Source organism: Dysgonomonas sp. HDW5A (genome assembly GCF_011299555.1).
Lineage (GTDB): Bacteria > Bacteroidota > Bacteroidia > Bacteroidales > Dysgonomonadaceae > Dysgonomonas_A.
Genome location: NZ_CP049857.1, coordinates 2769466 through 2787257, shown reverse-complemented (window position 1 = coordinate 2787257; position 17792 = coordinate 2769466). Strand labels below are relative to the sequence as shown.

Here is a 17792-nt window from a genome sequence, read left to right as displayed (position 1 = left end):
ATAAATTTTATTCTTTACTTACCTTGCTGCCCTCTACAGCCCATGACGTAATTTGCCCGGTTACAGAAGTTACTTTCTGCAAAAGGTTAGATGACTTTTTCGTCTCTTTAGAAGGCTTCTTTTCTTTCTCATCCTTCACATAGAAGAAATCTCCCCGTCCATATCGGAATGCTGCAAGACTTTCGGGAGAAGATCCCTTTATTTTTATTAATTCCGACATATAGAAAGCATTCTCATAATAAAAAGCATCCTCTATACGCCTTGAATCTTCGTACACAGTCAGAAAAGTTCTCAAATATATAGGCGAATCAGCCTCAACGTATCTGATTGTTTTATATTTTTTGTTTTCGCCCCAACTATCGGCTTCGGTATTCCAATTATTGTAAAGAGAATCGTTTATTTTTGCGAAATTAAAATTGGTCAATTCCAATATCTGCTTATTTAAACGGGAATAAGGCTTCACATAACTCAAATTATCCGGATTATTCAGGAAATACGTAAAATCGGTGAGTTGCGAATCATCTCCTTTCGAAACTCGTGGAGGTTCTATGTAAGAAGTTGGCACATCGTCTATCATAATACCCGATTTAGTCCAGTCCACATAAAGAGGTTTCGACATTTTATTTACCACTCCTACCGTTATAGGTGCATTATGTCCATAAAAATTATAAATAACATCTAAACTATCGCCTTCAACAACAAACTCTCCGTAATCGTTTTTTATCGTATACGGGTCTCTTGTATTCATAGTCGAACAATAGTATGTCGAACACGAATTCAATAGTAAAAATCCCAATAATAAAAACAAATACTTCATAGCTGAGATTTTGTAAGCTCTATTTTGTCTCACTCGAAGTTGTCGATTGAATTATGGGTGCGGGTGGAATATAAGTACGTATATCCACTGTATACCATTCACTTAATATTCCATCAATGAATATAAACGTATATTTGTCATAATTCTCCGTCAATTCAATAGATTCCTCCAACGATCCATCATCTAATTTCCGAGCGCTCGCTGTCCTGGCTTTTCCATATCCCGATTTCAAGTAAGATAAAACTTCTTGCTTATTCATGCCCAAACTAATTTTATCGACTTGTGCAGTTTGATACAACCCACAACCAACTAACAAACAGGATAATAAAAAGAATGTTACTATTTTTTTCATATTGTATTAAATTTATTGTTTATTTACTATTAATGTCAATCAGTAGTTGAGATTATATGTTCAATTATTCTAACGCACCCTTTGGGTTTGTTTTTCATTTTGCCTTGATGCAAAACGAAACAAAAGATCAAGACTGAGCCTCTTTGCCCGACCCGCTTAGGACTCGAAAGCTAAGACAAAAGAAAAACGTTTAACGAGTGATATCCTTTTGTTTCTTAACGCTTTCTTCGCCCTGCGGGTACCCCGTTCAACCGGCAAGGTCGGGAAGCCTGACGGACGAAAGCCGTTTACGTGCGTCAGCTCCGGTGCATCAGTGGAGTAGCCGTTGGCTGACAAGCGAAGTGGACGTAAAACTAAACGTGCCGTAAGGCAGTAAGTTTAGTTTAGACCACAAGCTTAAGTCAGGCAGGCGAGCCACGCAGCACAAAGCCTTTTTGATTCCTTTTGCGGCTTTGGGCAAAAGGAATACAAGCAATCTTTGATTGTGCGTAGAAGAATAATTTAATTGAACATTAAACATAACAGATCAACTACTGATTCGCATTATTAATCAACCATTTGATACTTTCTGAACCAAAATAAATTGGCAGCACCCATTATTATCGTTATCGGAAACATCAACATATTCCCAATTATTCCCAGAACAAAACCTACTCCCAAGCCCATGAAAATAGTATAAAGAGAATTTACATCGTCCTTCCTAAATCCGGTTACTACGGATGCAAAAGAGCATCCAACTAATTGAATAGCTACACAGGTTAGAAGAGAAAGTATCAATATTTTAAGAAAACTCCATTTCTTGAAGTTGATATATCTGAATACCAACAAATAGCATAAGATACAAGACAGGGTCATCCCTATCATTAAGTCCCAATTTACCGAACCTCCATACGAAGACCAGCAGAATATTATGCCGTTTCCAACCAAAAGGTTGCTGAAAATACAAAATAATATAACAGAACGCTTATCCATTGCCCATGTTGTTAGTCATAAAATACAAAATGCTAAAATATATAAATAAACGCAATCCTGTATTTTTCGGGGCATGAATGTTCTATATATTCGGAAATCAGTAGAAAGCTGTATCTGCTTTCTCTCCTATTTTCATTATATTTGTAATACCATAAAAACATCACTAAATATTATGAAGAAAAATTTCTTTACATTCACATGCTTGCTTCTCTTATCTGCATTTACCTTACAGGCGCAGACACCTCAAGTCGAACCTACTTGGGAATCGATTAAAGAACGAGGTTATCCCGAGTGGTTTAACGATGCTAAACTAGGTATATTTATCCATTGGGGACTATATTCTGTTCCATCGTGGACTAAAAAAGAAGGGTACTCGGAATGGAGTTACAAGGGATGGAGAGACGGCGGATCTACTGCTGTTGATTTCGCGAAAAAAGTATACGGACAAGATTTTAAATACGAAGACTTCAGAGGTCTTTTTAAAGCCGAATTATTTAACCCACAAGAATGGGCAGATCTGTTTAAAGATGCGGGTGCTAAATATGTAGTACTAGTGTCAAAGCATCACGACGGGTATGCTATGTGGCCCAGTAAATATGCTCCGAATTGGAATTCGGTAGAAACAGGTCCTAAACGTGACATAGTAGGTGAATTGACCAAGGCTGTGGAAAAAGATGGCTTGAAAATGGGATTATATTACTCACTTCCCGAATGGTCGAACCCGCTTCATTATTGGGAAATCGATCCGAATGATTCTATTGCAAAATATGTAGATACACATATGATTCCACAGTTCAAAGAGCTGGTAACAACCTATCGCCCTTCTCTTATTTTTACCGATGGAGAGTGGTGGAACAGTGCCGAACAATGGCATGCTCGTGAACTTATCTCCTGGTATTACAATTTGGTTGGTCCCGAAGCCATTGTTAATGACCGCTGGGGTGGAGGTGCCGATTATGGATTCAAAACTCCCGAATATAGTGCAGGTATTACTATGACAGACCGTCCTTGGGCTGAGGTAAGGGGCATAGGACGCTCTTTTGGCTTGAACAGAAACGAGCCTCTTGAAAACTATTTGACAGAAGACGATCTGATACATCATTTTGCAACACTTGTAGCAAACGGAGGAGGATTAACTCTGAATGTAGGACCTGCAGGAGACGGGCAGATTCCTTTGCTTCAACAAGAACGTTTGCTTCAACTGGGGCAATGGTTGAAAATAAATGGAGAGGCTATCTATGGCACAAGAGCTTACAAAAAACATATCGAAGAGAAACAAATTTATATTACCCGAATCGATTCTACAATAGATTTCAATTGGGTACGTAATTCGCCCGATCCACGTATTCGAGTAGATCATTTTACCGGAGAGTGGACAGGTTATATCAGCCCCAATTATACTGAAGAATATACATTTACCGCCAAAGCGGACGATGGTGTACGTGTGTGGATAGATGGAAAACTGATTATCGACCAATGGGTAAAACAAGAGCAAACCGAAGATGGTTTTGTGCAAGGTGCTCAAACATCGGCAACTCACAAAAGTTCTATAAAACTGAAAAAAGGGCAAAAATATCCAATCAAAGTAGAATACTTTGAGGATGTTCAGAATGCTTCGATTCAAGTAAAATGGGCATCTAAATCGCAAGCCGAAGAAGTTATTCCTTACAAAGCTTTGTATACTGACAATACAGGCAATCAACATGGATTGAATGCAACATACGGCTCGATGAAAACCTACATTGCCTATACTCAGAAAGGTAATAATATTTATGCTATACTTCTCGAATGGCAAGACGACCAATGTGTGTTGAATATCGACAAACCCGCTGATAATGCAACCATAACATTATTAGGGCGTGAAGGTAACCTTCCTTGGAAATACGAAAACGGGCAACTGATTGTTGATATGACTCCTGTCAAATTTACAGAAATACCGGGTCGTTCGGCTTGGACTTTGAAAATAGCTCAATAATTAGATTGACATAAAAAAAAGCAGCAATATCCTTTTACGGATATTGCTGCTTTTTTTTATAAACTGCATCTCATTTAACTATTTCGATAAGTATAACAACACGAAACAGTTATAAGCATAATACAAGACTAAAAACAGCCCATTTTACTTAATTACAATAGTAATGAAGCAGATAAGCAAAAATATCGTATCTTTGCCACTCACTAAAAACGATTTATACCGTGTGAACGGTACATGTAAAGTATGACATTCGAACAATTAAACCTCATAGAGCCTATATTGAAAGCTCTTAAAGACCAAAACTATACAACTCCAACTCCTATACAAGCTGAAGCAATACCAACCCTATTGGAGGGAAATGACTTACTAGGTGTAGCTCAGACGGGAACAGGAAAAACGGCAGCATTCTCTATCCCTATTATTCAACTGCTACATAAAGAAAATTCACATGGTGGCAGAAAAGGTATAAAAGCCTTAGTATTAACACCAACCCGTGAACTTGCTATACAGATTGAAGAAAATGTAAAGGAATACAGTAAATATACTTCTTTGCGACATACTGTAATTTACGGAGGAGTACCTCAAAAGAAACAAACTGATGCTTTACGAGCAGGAATTGATATTCTTATCGCAACTCCCGGAAGGCTGTTAGACCTGATTAGCCAAAAGTATATCAATCTTAAGACTCTTGAGTTTTTTGTATTGGATGAGGCAGATCAGATGCTCGATATGGGTTTTATTCATGATATCAAAAAGATATTGCCCTTATTACCTAAACAAAGGCAATCGCTTTTCTTTTCGGCTACCATGCCTGTAGAGATTGCTAAACTGGCAAATACCATTCTGCATAATCCGACAAGGGTTGAGGTTACTCCGGCATCTTCAACTGTAGACAAGATTGAACAGTCGATCTATCATGTCGATAAAAAAGATAAAGTAGATCTCCTTATCGACCTTCTAAAGAATAAAGAACTTGAATCTGTTTTAGTATTTGCACGTACTAAACACGGTTCTGATAAAGTAGCCAAGGCTCTTAACAAAGCCGGTGTAAAAACCGAAGCTATACATGGAAATAAATCTCAGAATGCACGTCAAAATGCATTGAAGAGTTTCAAAGATAAAACAACTCGTGTACTTATAGCTACCGATATTGCAGCACGTGGAATAGATGTCGATCATCTTTCGCACGTATTCAATTTCGATTTACCCAACGTTCCAGAGACTTATGTTCACCGTATCGGGCGTACGGGTCGTGCCGGTCGTAGCGGTGTTGCCATTGCGTTTTGTGATCGAGAAGAATTGCCTTTATTAAAGGATATACACAAACTCATCAAGAAGAATATTCCTGTCGTTGAAGAGCACGATTATTTGCCTTCTAAATCAAGAGCTATTCCTATTGCAAAACCTGAACTGGCGAAAGATAATCATAGAAGCCAAAGCAAAGGTCATCAAGATCGTCCGAATAAAACTCAAAGACCTCAGGGACATACTAAGGTTATAGTAAAAAAACAGAACTAACCATTTCTAGGTTAATTCTGATATAAAAACAAAAAGCATTTCAAATTTGAAATGCTTTTTTTATTCTGCTATTTTTCAGATAAGGCTTCTTTTAATTTCTGAATTTCTTCATCTTGCTTTATCACATATAAAGTCAACTCTTCTATTTTTTGAAGCAACTTAATTTGAAACTCGTTTACATTAAGCCCATTCTCCTGCATATGCTTTTCGGAAGGTATTTCGGGTAGATGCTTATTCTCTTCAACAAAGGCTTTTACTTCAGATAAAGGTTTCAAGTCATAGTTTGTATTGAAGACATGATCGGCACCTGTTAAAACTTGGACTTTTACTTCCGTTGCAGAAATTGTTCCACGAACATCCAGTTTTTCTGTTGGGTCTTCAGTACCAATACCTACTCTTCCATTATTAAGAACAACAAAGAAGTTACGCCAATCCGTAGTACCCGAAAATGTATTGCCTATGACAAATCGGTCATCACCATCACCATCATCACCAATATTTACACGCAAATCAGTCTTATTGGCATCTCTGTTAAATTTAAATATAAACATTTCGTCTGTATTAGCAGCGACTCCCCTAAAGTACAAACGACTCCCCTCTCCGACTGTATAAGTTGGTATATCTACGCCCATAGAAGCATATCCATTTATTATTAATTTACTTCCAATTTTCACACCACCTGTAAAATCATTCCCATAATTGAGAGTCAATGTATTATTAGTATCATGCACCAAAGCCCTTCCTCCTGAACCTCTAGCCAAGCACCTAAAATCAACATCGGCACCACCATTATACCTAAAATAATTATCCTGAGAAAACAACTCCGTTATTGATAACAGAGTTAAAACTAGTAGAAAGAAAGATTTCATAATTTATATTTTAAACAGTTATTATCTAAAGCAGCACATTACCATTGGATATCCATTGAGCAAGAACGGAGAAAGTTGAGCTTGCACAAAACACAAAGAAAAGAATGTGTTTTCTCATAAAAATTTATATCAATTATTTAAGGCTGCAAATATAAGAAATATCAGCTTATACAGATCGCTGCAATGTCTTCCGATAGACAAATGCCCACAGTAAACCACTTAAAGCACCAGCAAGATGTCCTTCCCACGAAACATGGCTTTCAGTTGGAAATATACCCCAAATTAAACCTGAATAAAAGACTAATACAAGGATAGAAACCAATATCAGTTTCCAATTTTTACTGAATATACCTCCAAATACAAGAAAAGAGGCCAGTCCATAAATCACACCACTTGCACCAATATGTGCAGCATAGCGTCCTATTATCCACGTAATCAGCCCGGCAGTAATCCAAATCAGAAACAAATAAAGAGAAGCTCGTTTTTCATAAAAAACAAACAATAAGCAACTCAAGAAAAAGAATGGTAAGGTATTCGCTATCAAATGCTGAAAATCACCATGAATCAACGGAGCTGTTATAACACCCAGCAAGCCATCTATCGAACGTGGCAAAATACCTAAACCCGCCAAAGTTGCCCCGGTTAGATATTTAACCACTTGTATTACCCAAAATATAGCTACAAAAGCTAAAGAATACTCTATCGCTTTCCTTATTTTTCCCGATTTCTTATTCATAATTCCAAAGATTAAGGTATCAGACCTTTTTATTAATTTGATAAGCAGAGCAACAATACGCTATTATGTCGATAAACTGCATCGTAAGACATTTGCCGTTACTTAAATAATACAACATCTTTCAACTATAATTGTTGACTTTATTTGAAAATAAGCATACCCAAAGCCTCAAATAGTAAAGCAAACTATTTCACCATAGGCCGGTACTTTATCAAAAGCATTCTCCAAAGTAGAATCGCCTGCGTATACTTTAGCACAATTAATTACACCTCCGTGGGTAAATATTGCTACATTTTTAGGGTTCTGTTCTTTTACTTCATCCAGAAACGAAGCCACTCTGTCATACAGCATCTTAAACGATTCGCCTCCTGTTGCAGGCAGATGCACCCAATTCTCGTACCAGCTTTCGATATTTTCATCATCAATATGATCCCAAGGCATCATTTCCCATTCTCCGAAGTACATCTCTTTCAAACGATCTATCCATTGCACATCGTCCTGAAATCCACAATATCGGGCTAACTTTCGACAACGGCTCAATGGACTCGAATATACAGCATCAAATTCAATACCATTCAGGTTTTGTTTTACAATTTCGGCTTCTTCTTCAAATGATGATTTTAGGGGGACATTAGATTGTCCATAGCACGTACCTTGTGGCACATCTACGGAAGTATGTCGGATCAAATATAATTTCATATTTTTGTTTTTAGGGTCTCAGACCTTTCTATTTCATTAATCAATATAACATCAATAATAGCAGTATATTTTTTTAATATAGTAATAAATATTTCAACTTACTTATCTAATAGTGGCTATACCAAATAGGTATATAGTGCTACTATACCCAAATAAAACGATAGTTCACACATCAGGAATAAGGCTCCGCAGCAATCGCCGGTATAACCTTGTATCTTTTTATTCATCAATGATGTCAGCAGTAAAAAGATCAGTACCGGGAGGATAGCTCCCAGCCAATACTTCATCGGCAATAAAACGATAAAGGGCACTAATCCAAACACGGCAGAGAGGATAAATGTTCGGAGAACCATCGATCTGTAAACCATTTTAGCTTTGCTCGTTTCTTCGTTACGTGCATAAGGCAGACGCAGTGTTATGAGCGAACCTATAAACTTACAAAGGGGATCTCCTGCCATGATAACCAAGCAGGCAATATGCAAAGGAAGCGATGATATCAAAAGAAATAAAAGCAGAAAATAAAAAATAAGGCTGAGTACTCCATAAGTGCCGATGTGCGAGTCTTTCATTATCGCCAGAATCCGTTCTTTGGAAGTTCCACCTCCGAAACCATCAAAAAAGTCAGCTAACCCGTCTTCATGCAATGCACCCGTAATCAACAAACGGCTCAAGATAGCCAATACAACAGCTATATGCAGAGGAAATACATGAGAAGCCCCCCACAATACTCCAGCCATAACCGTTCCTGTAAGCCACCCTACTACCGACCAATAGTTAATTACCTGTTTGAAATATTCGTTAGGTACTTTAAATATTCGCCAAAATGGCAAACGGGTAAAGAAAATAAGTGCTGCTCCAATATTATTCATCTGATAACGCAATTCTTACAAGGTTTAAGACCTTTTTATGACTCAAGTAAAGAAAGTATACCTGACAGCTAATTTAGCCTTTTTATCTCACTCAAAACTATTCAGTCGAAGTATTTTGTAACCTCTATAGCCTTAAATGAATTCATTTCGTTAATCATTCTCACAGCCGATTCTATTATAGGGTAAGCACATAACGCTCCTGTGCCCTCCCCTAACCTCATATCGAGATGAAGTATCGGTTTCACCTTCATAAATTCGAGCAAGGTTTTATGTCCTGTCTCATCCCCCTGATGTCCGAACACTGCATAATGAAGTACATTTCTGTTGATGCGTGCTGCCGCTAAAATACATGAAGTCATTATGAATCCATCCACTAGAATAATCATTCCGAGCTCGGCAGCTTTTAGCATACCTCCCACAGTCATAACCATCTCGAAACCGCCAAAATGACGCATTACATCAATAGTAGTGCCATCTCCCTGATAATTATCGGTAGCTTGTCTGAGAATTTTATATTTATGTTCAATAATTGTTCCGGCATGATCCGATCCCGCCCCAACACAGTCACGCAAAAGTATACCTGTAAATGTATTCATCCAGATGGCAGATGACGAGGTATTGGTTATTCCCATTTCGCCAAAACATACCACATTGGAGCCTTCATCGTAACATTGCTGAACCACTTCAGCTCCGACTTCGATAGCTTGGTCGAATTCATCCATCAACATGGCAGGCTGATACAAATAGCTTCGGGTTCCTTTTCTGATTTTTCGATGTATAATGCGGTCGTCTGTCAGATCGAAATCGTAGTTAACACCTCCATCTACCACTTTCAATTTAAAACCATGCTGACGTGCCAGAAAATTGACTCCTGCTCCACCTTCCAGAAAGTTATATATCATTTGTCTGGTTACTTCCTGAGGAGATGGACTTACTCCTTCTTCTGCAATACCATGATCGGCTGCAAAAACTATATGTACTGGATTATTTAATGACGGCGTAAGTGTTTGCTGTATCCAGCCTATTTGAAGAGCTAATTTCTCTAAAATACCCAGAGAGCCTTTAGGCTTAGTAAGATTATCTATTTTATCTTGAAGTGCAGAGAGAATACCTTCATCAGGCGTTTTGATATTAAATTGAAGCATAGTTTAAGTAATCAACATTTACATTATTCGATCAGATAACAAAGGTATTATTTTAGGCGAAAAGGAGAGTTTAATATTGCTAAAATAAAAAAAGGAAATATCGACAAAATATACTAAATTATAATACTATAATAATAAAACCAACAAAGATGTATACTAAAATAGAATACAGTAATACAAGTAAATTATTTGATTAAAAAAGACTTGAAATGAGGGAAGTAAGCGATCTGATAAAAATATAGAGGAATGAAAATATTAAAATGGGTATAGGTAACCGCCCAGATCTTATACAAAGAAACACTTTTCATGCTAAAATAGCAAATAATCAGCTTAATAAATAAGCCTATGATATTAAATAATATAAATCCAGAATAACACAACATAAACAATTTATAATCAACAAATTAAAGCAAGAAGATAAACTACAGTCCGAATATGAAAACTATAAAGAAGCAATAGAAAATAATCTTCATTATATGGTACAGAGAAACATAATGTAAAATAAACCTCGAAAACACAAACTGCTTATTTACAAACAAATACAATACTCCTGAAAAATTTAGCCGATGCAGATTTCAAAACAAACCTCACGATTATTTCATTCATGTAATTTTATAAAAATTGAAAGTCAAAAATATATAGATCTGTAAAAATTAGAGAATTAGGAATATAAATTCACACTGGTTGATAAAAATAAGGAGACTTTTAATCTCTCTGAGAATTGAATATTTGAAATTTTTCTAGCATATACCCGAAAATATAGAATTTATAGAATAGAAAAAACAGCAATTTTATTCAAGATATATAGCAATATACACTCCAAGCAGATAATAAATTTACTTGTATCATCTTATTTTACGTGCAAAAAAGCATGCATAAAATAAAAATACAATAACGATAATTCCATAAAAACAAAACAAAAAAATTTACATAAATATAACACTATAATTATATAGGATAGATATATAAATATATTATATTATAGCAGTATAATTACAAACACAAACTTCTAATATACAACTAATTATATAAAAATAAAACAATTAACCAAAACAGAACAGCTACACGATAAAAAACTAAAGTAAGGTAATATGACAGTAAAAAGCTTATATAATTATACAATAAATTAGTATTAAAAAATACCGAATCTCTTATATATAACACTATAATAACCAACAAAAACAACTCATTAATAAGACATTAACAAAACAGACAACAATTTCATCAAATAGCCCTAAAAATAGATACAATACCATACTTGAATAACCTGGATAACATAGCTCATAATAGTACAAGTTTTGTATTTTTGTGTAATTTTAATAATTAATAGAAATGTCGAATACAATACAAGAGCGTTCCTTAGACAAAATCAGATTAGGAGTGCTTACATTTTTTCTATGTCAAGGCTTATGCTTTGCCAGTTGGGCAAGTCGGATACCCGATATCAAAGATGCCCTGCAAGTAAGTGACACCTTTATATGGGGACTTATATTATTTATGATACCTGTAGGTAAGTTTTTAGCTATTCCTTTAGCTGGATATACTGTATCTAAATTCGGTAGCCGTATTATGGTTCAGATAGCTATTTTGGGATATGCACTATCCTTATTTCTGATTGGTATAAGCTCTGACATTTACGTATTAGGCACATGCCTGTTTTTATTCGGTATATTTTGGAATCTCACCGACATATCGCTAAACACTCAGGCAATAGGTATTGAGAAGATCTTCGGTAAAACCATTATGGGCTCTTTCCACGGAGCATGGAGTTTGGCTGCTTGTTTTGGTGCAGTCATAGGATTTGCTATGATAAATTTCCAAATCGGTCATGCTTACCACTTCACAGGAATACTTGCACTGATTATACTATCGTGGCTTTTGAACAGATCGGTGTTACAACCCGACTTAAAAACAAGCCCAGTAATAGAAGAAATAAAATCGATAGAAGAAACCCCAAAGAAAAAACTGAAAATGCCAGAACTTATATTAATCCAATTGGGTATTATCGGGCTATGTGCATTGATCGTAGAAAGTGCCATGTTTGACTGGGGAGGTGTATATTTTGAGTCTATTGTAAAAGCTCCTAAGTCTTTACAAATAGGATTCCTTCTATTTATGATTATGATGACTACAGGACGTTTCTTGACAAATAAAGCATATCAACTTTTCGGAAAACAACGTACGATACAAATAGCAGGTGCCCTTATATTTATAGGCATGTTTATATCTGCTCTGTTTCCAAGCATCATATTATGCTCTTTAGGTTTTATGTGTGTAGGTCTGGGTATCTCATGCATGGTTCCTACCATATATAGTGTTGTTGGAGAGAAGTCGAAGATGCCAACAAGTATTGCTTTGACAATACTTTCAACAATAAGCTTTGTAGGCTCATTAATTGCACCTTTGCTTATCGGGTCTATATCACAGAGCCTGAATATGAAATATGCTTATATTGTAGTAGGTTTGTTGGGTCTGGTTATAGTAGCACTCACCACCTTCACTAATGCAATGAAAGAAAGGTCTTAGTTTTTTGTCTCTAGATATATCATAAAGCTACATAAAAAAAGGTTGCCCCGAAACGGACAACCTTTTTCTATTTTTCGCTTTTACTTTATTTAAAAGACCAAACTGGCTAATACTTCGTCATCCGGTAATTTAGCTTCTCTGGTTTCCATTATCTTCTGAACGTCTGCTTCGGTTCCTGTAAAAGGTCCGAATGCTTCAATCTTAATAGTTGCAACGGCGGCGGCAAACTTGGCAGATTCTTCCATGCTGGCTCCTTTGGCTCTCTTGTATAAATATCCTGCCATATAAGTATCACCGCATCCTGTGGCATCCACTACATCTGCATGATAAGCCGGAACCATTGTAAAGTCTTTACCATCATAGATCACCGATCCCATGCTGCCTAATGTGAGCAATACTTCTTTTACACCCCATTTGTACAACATACGCCCGGCTTCGTAAACATCGGTTGTGCCTGTAATGACTTTCATCTCCATCTCGTTTGCTTTAAGTACATCAACATACTGCAATACTTCGAGCTTATCAGTCCAATCTACAGGATGAACTTCAGTGCCACGCACTTCACGTAAATAACCTTGACAGTCAACAGAAATACGTCCTCTCTTGGATAGCTCTTTCACAAAATCAATTGAGAAGTCATCGGCCATCAATGCTCCGATATGAAAGTATTTGGCATGAATATCGCCCATTACATCCATAGTAAACGGATCGGCTTTGGCTAAAACTCGTTGTGTACGGTTATCCTGATTCTCTCCATATATATTTTCGAAATAGTGACTATGGTTACATATCATAACATTCACAGTCAAACCTCTGGCACGTAATGCTTCTACGGCTTTCATTTCCGATTCGGCTAATCCGGCCACCAATATATAATTGGAATCGAGATTGCTCACCGCATTCGAAAAGTAAAAGGAGGCTCCTCCCGACATATAAACAGTATCTTTGGGCGTAACTATTTTATCTAACGTAAGATGCCCTACACAACAAATATCGTAATTAGTCATTATTAAGAATTGATTATTTCTAAGCTTACAAGCCTTGTTATTATTTCACAAGTATAAGGACTTAAGCCCATTATAATTGAAAAATAATCATTAAATACTCTCTTTTATTTCAAATAAGTCCCAAAGATACATTAATCTGATAAAATGAGAGATTAATTATGTCTCTTTTAGAAAATAAGTTGGTTGAACTTCCTTAATTCGGTATTCTCTTGCCATTTTATTACTCGAATATTATAATAAATAATTATTTTTAAGGTTTCGAATCTATTTGTTATTCAGATGTAGGGATATTTACTCACAAAGTGTAAACATATAGGTCGAGCGAAAGAAAAAATACAGCAATATATATATTTGAATTTACTTAAATAACGATTATGAGAAAACGTTTTTTTTGTGCAAAAGTTGCCGGATTATTGTTTATGTCGATGATCTCCACCAGCAATATCTCCGCACAAAATATTGTAACAATTTTCGGACAAGAAAAGATTGAAAAAACTGATGAAGGAGAAGTATCTCACCATTTCCGCAACGGTTTTTTATTACCGGGTGGAACTAATCCCGGAACATTGTTTAATGGACAGGATATGATCGGCTGGCTATATGCTACTGGCAATTTCAAAACCCCGACAAACAATGCAACAATTGGCTATTCCTATCCTAATATGGACAGTCAGGTAGAAGATGCATACCTGAAATGGTTAGCTCAAAGCAATGGAGAAAAAGCCATGGAAGCACTTCCTCAATGGACATGGGCTGCTATGGAATCCGATTCTACAGGACTGTTTAAGCGTCCCGAAATGCGTTCTGCTTTTTTATACACATCGTATGATTCTCCCAAAGAGCAAATCGTATTATTGGAAGCAACAGGAGGTACACGCACATACGTAAACGGAATGCCTCACGAAGGCGATCATTACGATTTTGGTTATACTCTGACTCCAATTAAACTAAAGAAAGGTCTTAACGAGTTTGTTTATACACCGGGACGTTTTGGCAAGGTAGCTTCTAAATTGGTGAAACCCGATAAGCCTGTTATGTTCACCAAACGTGACATGACCATTCCCGATATTATTATAGGAGAAGACGACTCTAAATGGGCTGCGATCCGGGTAATAAACTCAACCGAAAAACCGTTACAGGGATTAACGATACGTGCTACACTTCCCGACGGCCGAAAAGAAGAGTATAAAACTCAGGATGTAATGCAACTGTCTGTAAGAAAGTTAAGATATAAAATTCCTGCCGTTGCAAACAGTAGCTCTGCGGATGGAAAGGTTACGGCGAAAATCGAATTACTGGATAAATCGGGAAAAGTAATCGACCAGACAGAGGTTGAATTACGTCAGGTTTTACCCTCGGCTCATCACGAGCGTACCTTTGTGAGTGGTATAGATGGTAGTGTACAGTATTTTAGCGTTGCTCCTGCCATACGTAACAATCAGAAAGATACAAAAGCAATGGTGCTTACCGTTCACGGAGCAGGTGTAGAAGCCCGCAATCAAGCAAGAGCATACAAATCGAAAGATTGGACAGACATTATTGCCGCAACCAATCGTCGTCCTTACGGATTTAACTGGGAAGAATGGGGTCGCATGGATGCTCTGGAAGTTTTAGCAGAAGCTAAACGTATATATCAGCCAGACAATTCGAAAATATATCTCACTGGTCACTCCATGGGCGGACATGGCTCGTGGTTTCTGGGAACAACTTACCCCGATAAGTTTGCAGCAGTTGCACCATCGGCAGGTTATCCCGATATTGCTGCTTATGGAAGAGGAAGAGGCGACGATATGCATGACAAAAATTCAAACTACAACGCATTCAAGCGTGGTGGTAACGGAGGTCGTGTTATATCGTTAGCTCCCAACTTGAAACAATCGGGAGTATACGTATTCCACGGAAGTGCCGACAGTGTTGTTTCTCCTTCACAAGCTCGCCGTATGCGTGAGGTACTAGGCAAATTCCATCCCGATTTTTGTTATTACGAATATCCGGGAGGAGAACATTGGTTTGGCGATCATAGTGTCGACTGGCCTCCTATTTTTGAATTCTTTTCTCGTCATTCTATTCCTCAGGCTAAGGATGTTAAAGAGATAGATTTTCACACAGCATCTCCGGCAATTTCTCCTACTGATTATTGGGTAAATGTTGAACAACAAATCAAACCATACGACTTTAGTAATATAAAAGTCAATTTGAGTAACGATACAATAAAGGTTACCAAAATAGAAAACGTTACCTTATTGGTTCTTGATATTCCTGCATTGGCTCTGCCTAATGCACAAGCAACAATTGATATTGCAGGACAAACATTATCTGTTCCTACCGCTAAAAAAGCAATTTTAGCTCTTGAAGGTGATAAATGGCTTATAAAAGACGGTATGAATCTAAAGCATAAATACTCGGCACGTTATGGCGGATTCAAAAACGCTTATACTAATAACGTTGTATTTGTATATTCGACAAACGGAACGGCTAAAGAAAACGAGTGGTATCAAAACAAAGCGCGTTTTGATGCAGAAACGTTCTATTATCGAGGAAACGGATCCATCGACGTAATTGCTGATACTGAATATTCTGTAGCTAAATACCCTGATCGTAATGTCGTAATCTACGGAAACAAAGATAACAACCGTGCTTGGTCTGTGCTGCTAAAAAACAGTCCTATCCAAGTTGGCAAAGGAGTAATTACAGCCGGCGGACGAACTTTCACGGGGGATGATCTGGGCACTTATTTCGTTTATCCGCATCCAAACAGCAATACTGCCTCTGTTGGTGTTGTTGCCGGAACAGGTGATGCAGGTATGCGTGCTACATCTCCAAACAATTATATATCGGGTATTACCGGATTTCCTGATCTGATGATCTATCGTGCAGATGTTCTGAAAGATGGATTGACAGGGATGGAAGTTGCAGGATTTTTCGATAATGACTGGACTTTGACAAATCAGGATTTCTAAAATAATCACCTCTAATAATAAGAAAGTCGGTATGAAGCGTTTCATATCGACCTTCTTTTTTTTAAAGAATCCCTACCCTATCAATTTTATAGATTATATTTGTAAAATACAATTTACGTCAATACTACTATAATTCTGTTAGATATAAAATATATAATACTATGAGATACCCCATTTGCATGATATTAATTGGTTTGTTCATTTCATCGTGTTCTAATTCAGATGATGATAACCAAGAAATTACAAACCCAACAATAAAATTAAAGTTTAAAGCAGAACAAACTACAGGCAATATTTATGAAATGTTTGTTTTTAATTTGTATTCAGAAGAAGGGGGGACACTATTCGATATAGAAAACACATACGATTCGTTAGTATGGACAGTACCTGATCTAGGTCGTTTTCATCTTCTTAAAAAAGATTTTTTTATCAACCAATGGAGTCAGGTTTTCTTTCTCCCGGGTAAGTATAAAACCATTCTGCTTGGGTATAAAGATAATAAAATCATAACTTCCGATAGTATCGATATTAATGTTCTCAAAAAGAATACCGATTTTTTGTATTTTAATTGGGTAGATGTCAAAGAGTCTAAGGGATCTACTGCTTATGCAGATATTTTAGCCAAAGATTATACTTTTGCAACATATCAATCTATAAAAGACAGTATTCCAGCTATCACCTTATTTCTATTAAATGAAGGAAAGGATGATGAGAAAACTTTCTCTCAAAAAAGTGAAAAAATTCTATCGGACTATATCAACACATTATATTCTGAACCAACATATACCGAAAAACAAGGAGATCTATTTCTAAAAGAGTATAATCAATTATTTGAAAACAGAGTAGAAGGGGCAAAACCTCTTAATATATGGATTACTCCCAAATCAAAAATGGTTCTATACTCACATTATGAAGAATATGGTGAATACAATGAATATAGAATTCATGCAGAGCCTCGTTAAACAATTCGAACTATTTATCACACTCTTGAGGCACAACCATCTATTGTTGTTATGAAAAAGTAACTAGTCTTGTGAACTTAAAATTGCTCAGATCGCTATGATTTGACAAATTCATATATTATCTTTACCTCAGTTTTTGGTGTCATTTTCTGTATCCACAGGCAATGATGAAAAGGGAATCAGGTGAAAATCCTGAACAGACCCGCTGCTGTAAGCTCTACAACAGTCTTTAAACAAATCTTACGCCACTGTTTTGTATAATAAACGGGAAGGAGTTTAAGGATAGAGCAAGTCAGAAGACCTGCCAATATTTTAAAGGATCAATCCTCTCGGGTTTTAGAGGTGCAACCAATCGTAAATTTTATAACGATATTTATTTTTTAGA

The 17792-nt window shown here is 36.6% G+C and carries 14 protein-coding genes and 1 riboswitch; of the genes, 5 read left to right on the top strand and 9 right to left on the bottom strand.

Translation table 11 applies throughout. The annotated features are described in order from the left end of the window. Nucleotides 1-7: 7 nt before the first annotated feature. From G7050_RS11570 to G7050_RS11560, 3 genes are all read right to left on the bottom strand, one after another. Nucleotides 8-748, bottom strand: a complete 741-nt coding sequence (locus G7050_RS11570; protein ID WP_166115518.1) for a hypothetical protein — start codon at nt 746-748, stop codon at nt 8-10. Between the two features lie 88 nt (nt 749-836). Further along, nucleotides 837-1169: a hypothetical protein gene (locus G7050_RS11565; protein WP_166115516.1), complete on the bottom strand. Its 333-nt coding sequence runs from the start codon at nt 1167-1169 to the stop codon at nt 837-839. A 546-nt stretch (nt 1170-1715) separates the two neighbouring features. After that, nucleotides 1716-2141 (bottom strand): hypothetical protein, encoded by a 426-nt coding sequence (locus G7050_RS11560; protein ID WP_166115514.1) that lies wholly within the window; start codon nt 2139-2141, stop codon nt 1716-1718. A 172-nt stretch (nt 2142-2313) separates the two neighbouring features. Here G7050_RS11560 and G7050_RS11555 point away from each other — a divergent pair, with 172 nt between their 5' ends. Together G7050_RS11555 and G7050_RS11550 are read left to right on the top strand one after the other, a co-directional pair. Beyond that, nucleotides 2314-4116, top strand: coding sequence for an alpha-L-fucosidase (locus tag G7050_RS11555; RefSeq protein WP_166115512.1), 1803 nt, complete (start codon nt 2314-2316; stop codon nt 4114-4116). 243 nt (nt 4117-4359) lie between these two features. Continuing rightward, a complete protein-coding gene (locus G7050_RS11550; RefSeq protein WP_166115510.1) occupies nt 4360-5634 on the top strand; it encodes a DEAD/DEAH box helicase in 1275 nt (424 codons plus the stop codon). A gap of 68 nt (nt 5635-5702) precedes the next feature. Here G7050_RS11550 and G7050_RS11545 read toward each other — a convergent pair whose 3' ends face one another. The 5 genes from G7050_RS11545 to cobT form a co-directional block, all read right to left on the bottom strand. Beyond that, nucleotides 5703-6503 (bottom strand): hypothetical protein, encoded by an 801-nt coding sequence (locus tag G7050_RS11545; protein ID WP_166115508.1) that lies wholly within the window; start codon nt 6501-6503, stop codon nt 5703-5705. Nucleotides 6504-6669: 166 nt separating this feature from the next. Continuing rightward, nucleotides 6670-7239, bottom strand: coding sequence for a rhomboid family intramembrane serine protease (locus tag G7050_RS11540; protein ID WP_166115506.1), 570 nt, complete (start codon nt 7237-7239; stop codon nt 6670-6672). A 168-nt stretch (nt 7240-7407) separates the two neighbouring features. Further along, complete coding sequence (gene cobC / locus G7050_RS11535; protein WP_166115505.1) at nt 7408-7938, bottom strand: alpha-ribazole phosphatase; 531 nt, start codon at nt 7936-7938, stop codon at nt 7408-7410. A gap of 116 nt (nt 7939-8054) precedes the next feature. Beyond that, nucleotides 8055-8807, bottom strand: coding sequence for an adenosylcobinamide-GDP ribazoletransferase (gene cobS, locus G7050_RS11530; protein WP_166115504.1), 753 nt, complete (start codon nt 8805-8807; stop codon nt 8055-8057). A 101-nt stretch (nt 8808-8908) separates the two neighbouring features. Next, the gene (cobT, locus tag G7050_RS11525) at nt 8909-9952 is read right to left on the bottom strand and encodes a nicotinate-nucleotide--dimethylbenzimidazole phosphoribosyltransferase (RefSeq protein WP_166115503.1); all 1044 of its coding nucleotides are present in this window, start codon (nt 9950-9952) and stop codon (nt 8909-8911) included. A 1332-nt stretch (nt 9953-11284) separates the two neighbouring features. On the opposite strand from cobT, the gene G7050_RS11520 reads away from it, so the two are divergent. After that, a complete protein-coding gene (locus G7050_RS11520) occupies nt 11285-12478 on the top strand; it encodes an MFS transporter (protein ID WP_166115502.1) in 1194 nt (397 codons plus the stop codon). A gap of 89 nt (nt 12479-12567) precedes the next feature. Here G7050_RS11520 and G7050_RS11515 read toward each other — a convergent pair whose 3' ends face one another. Further along, nucleotides 12568-13485 carry a PfkB family carbohydrate kinase gene (locus G7050_RS11515; RefSeq protein ID WP_166115501.1) on the bottom strand — a complete coding sequence of 306 codons (918 nt, stop codon included), beginning with the start codon at nt 13483-13485 and terminating at the stop codon, nt 12568-12570. Nucleotides 13486-13859: 374 nt separating this feature from the next. Here G7050_RS11515 and G7050_RS11510 point away from each other — a divergent pair, with 374 nt between their 5' ends. Both G7050_RS11510 and G7050_RS11505 read left to right on the top strand, forming a co-directional pair. Beyond that, entirely contained in the window at nt 13860-16445 is a 2586-nt protein-coding gene (locus G7050_RS11510; RefSeq protein ID WP_255499117.1) for a prolyl oligopeptidase family serine peptidase, read from the top strand. A gap of 161 nt (nt 16446-16606) precedes the next feature. Further along, nucleotides 16607-17407: a hypothetical protein gene (locus G7050_RS11505; RefSeq protein WP_166115500.1), complete on the top strand. Its 801-nt coding sequence runs from the start codon at nt 16607-16609 to the stop codon at nt 17405-17407. Between the two features lie 120 nt (nt 17408-17527). Continuing rightward, a riboswitch (cobalamin riboswitch) is annotated at nt 17528-17731 on the top strand. Nucleotides 17732-17792: the final 61 nt, after the last annotated feature.

Bases quoted from the DNA above. Each gene is read 5' to 3' on its own strand.
- G7050_RS11570 (WP_166115518.1), bottom strand. From the start codon at position 748: ATGAATACAAGAGACCCGTATACGATAAAAAACGATTACGGAGAGTTT.
- G7050_RS11565 (WP_166115516.1), bottom strand. From the start codon at position 1,169: ATGAAAAAAATAGTAACATTCTTTTTATTATCCTGTTTGTTAGTTGGT.
- G7050_RS11560 (WP_166115514.1), bottom strand. From the start codon at position 2,141: ATGGATAAGCGTTCTGTTATATTATTTTGTATTTTCAGCAACCTTTTG.
- G7050_RS11555 (WP_166115512.1), top strand. From the start codon at position 2,314: ATGAAGAAAAATTTCTTTACATTCACATGCTTGCTTCTCTTATCTGCA.
- G7050_RS11550 (WP_166115510.1), top strand. From the start codon at position 4,360: ATGACATTCGAACAATTAAACCTCATAGAGCCTATATTGAAAGCTCTT.
- G7050_RS11545 (WP_166115508.1), bottom strand. From the start codon at position 6,503: ATGAAATCTTTCTTTCTACTAGTTTTAACTCTGTTATCAATAACGGAG.
- G7050_RS11540 (WP_166115506.1), bottom strand. From the start codon at position 7,239: ATGAATAAGAAATCGGGAAAAATAAGGAAAGCGATAGAGTATTCTTTA.
- cobC (WP_166115505.1), bottom strand. From the start codon at position 7,938: ATGAAATTATATTTGATCCGACATACTTCCGTAGATGTGCCACAAGGT.
- cobS (WP_166115504.1), bottom strand. From the start codon at position 8,807: ATGAATAATATTGGAGCAGCACTTATTTTCTTTACCCGTTTGCCATTT.
- cobT (WP_166115503.1), bottom strand. From the start codon at position 9,952: ATGCTTCAATTTAATATCAAAACGCCTGATGAAGGTATTCTCTCTGCA.
- G7050_RS11520 (WP_166115502.1), top strand. From the start codon at position 11,285: ATGTCGAATACAATACAAGAGCGTTCCTTAGACAAAATCAGATTAGGA.
- G7050_RS11515 (WP_166115501.1), bottom strand. From the start codon at position 13,485: ATGACTAATTACGATATTTGTTGTGTAGGGCATCTTACGTTAGATAAA.
- G7050_RS11510 (WP_255499117.1), top strand. From the start codon at position 13,860: ATGAGAAAACGTTTTTTTTGTGCAAAAGTTGCCGGATTATTGTTTATG.
- G7050_RS11505 (WP_166115500.1), top strand. From the start codon at position 16,607: ATGAGATACCCCATTTGCATGATATTAATTGGTTTGTTCATTTCATCG.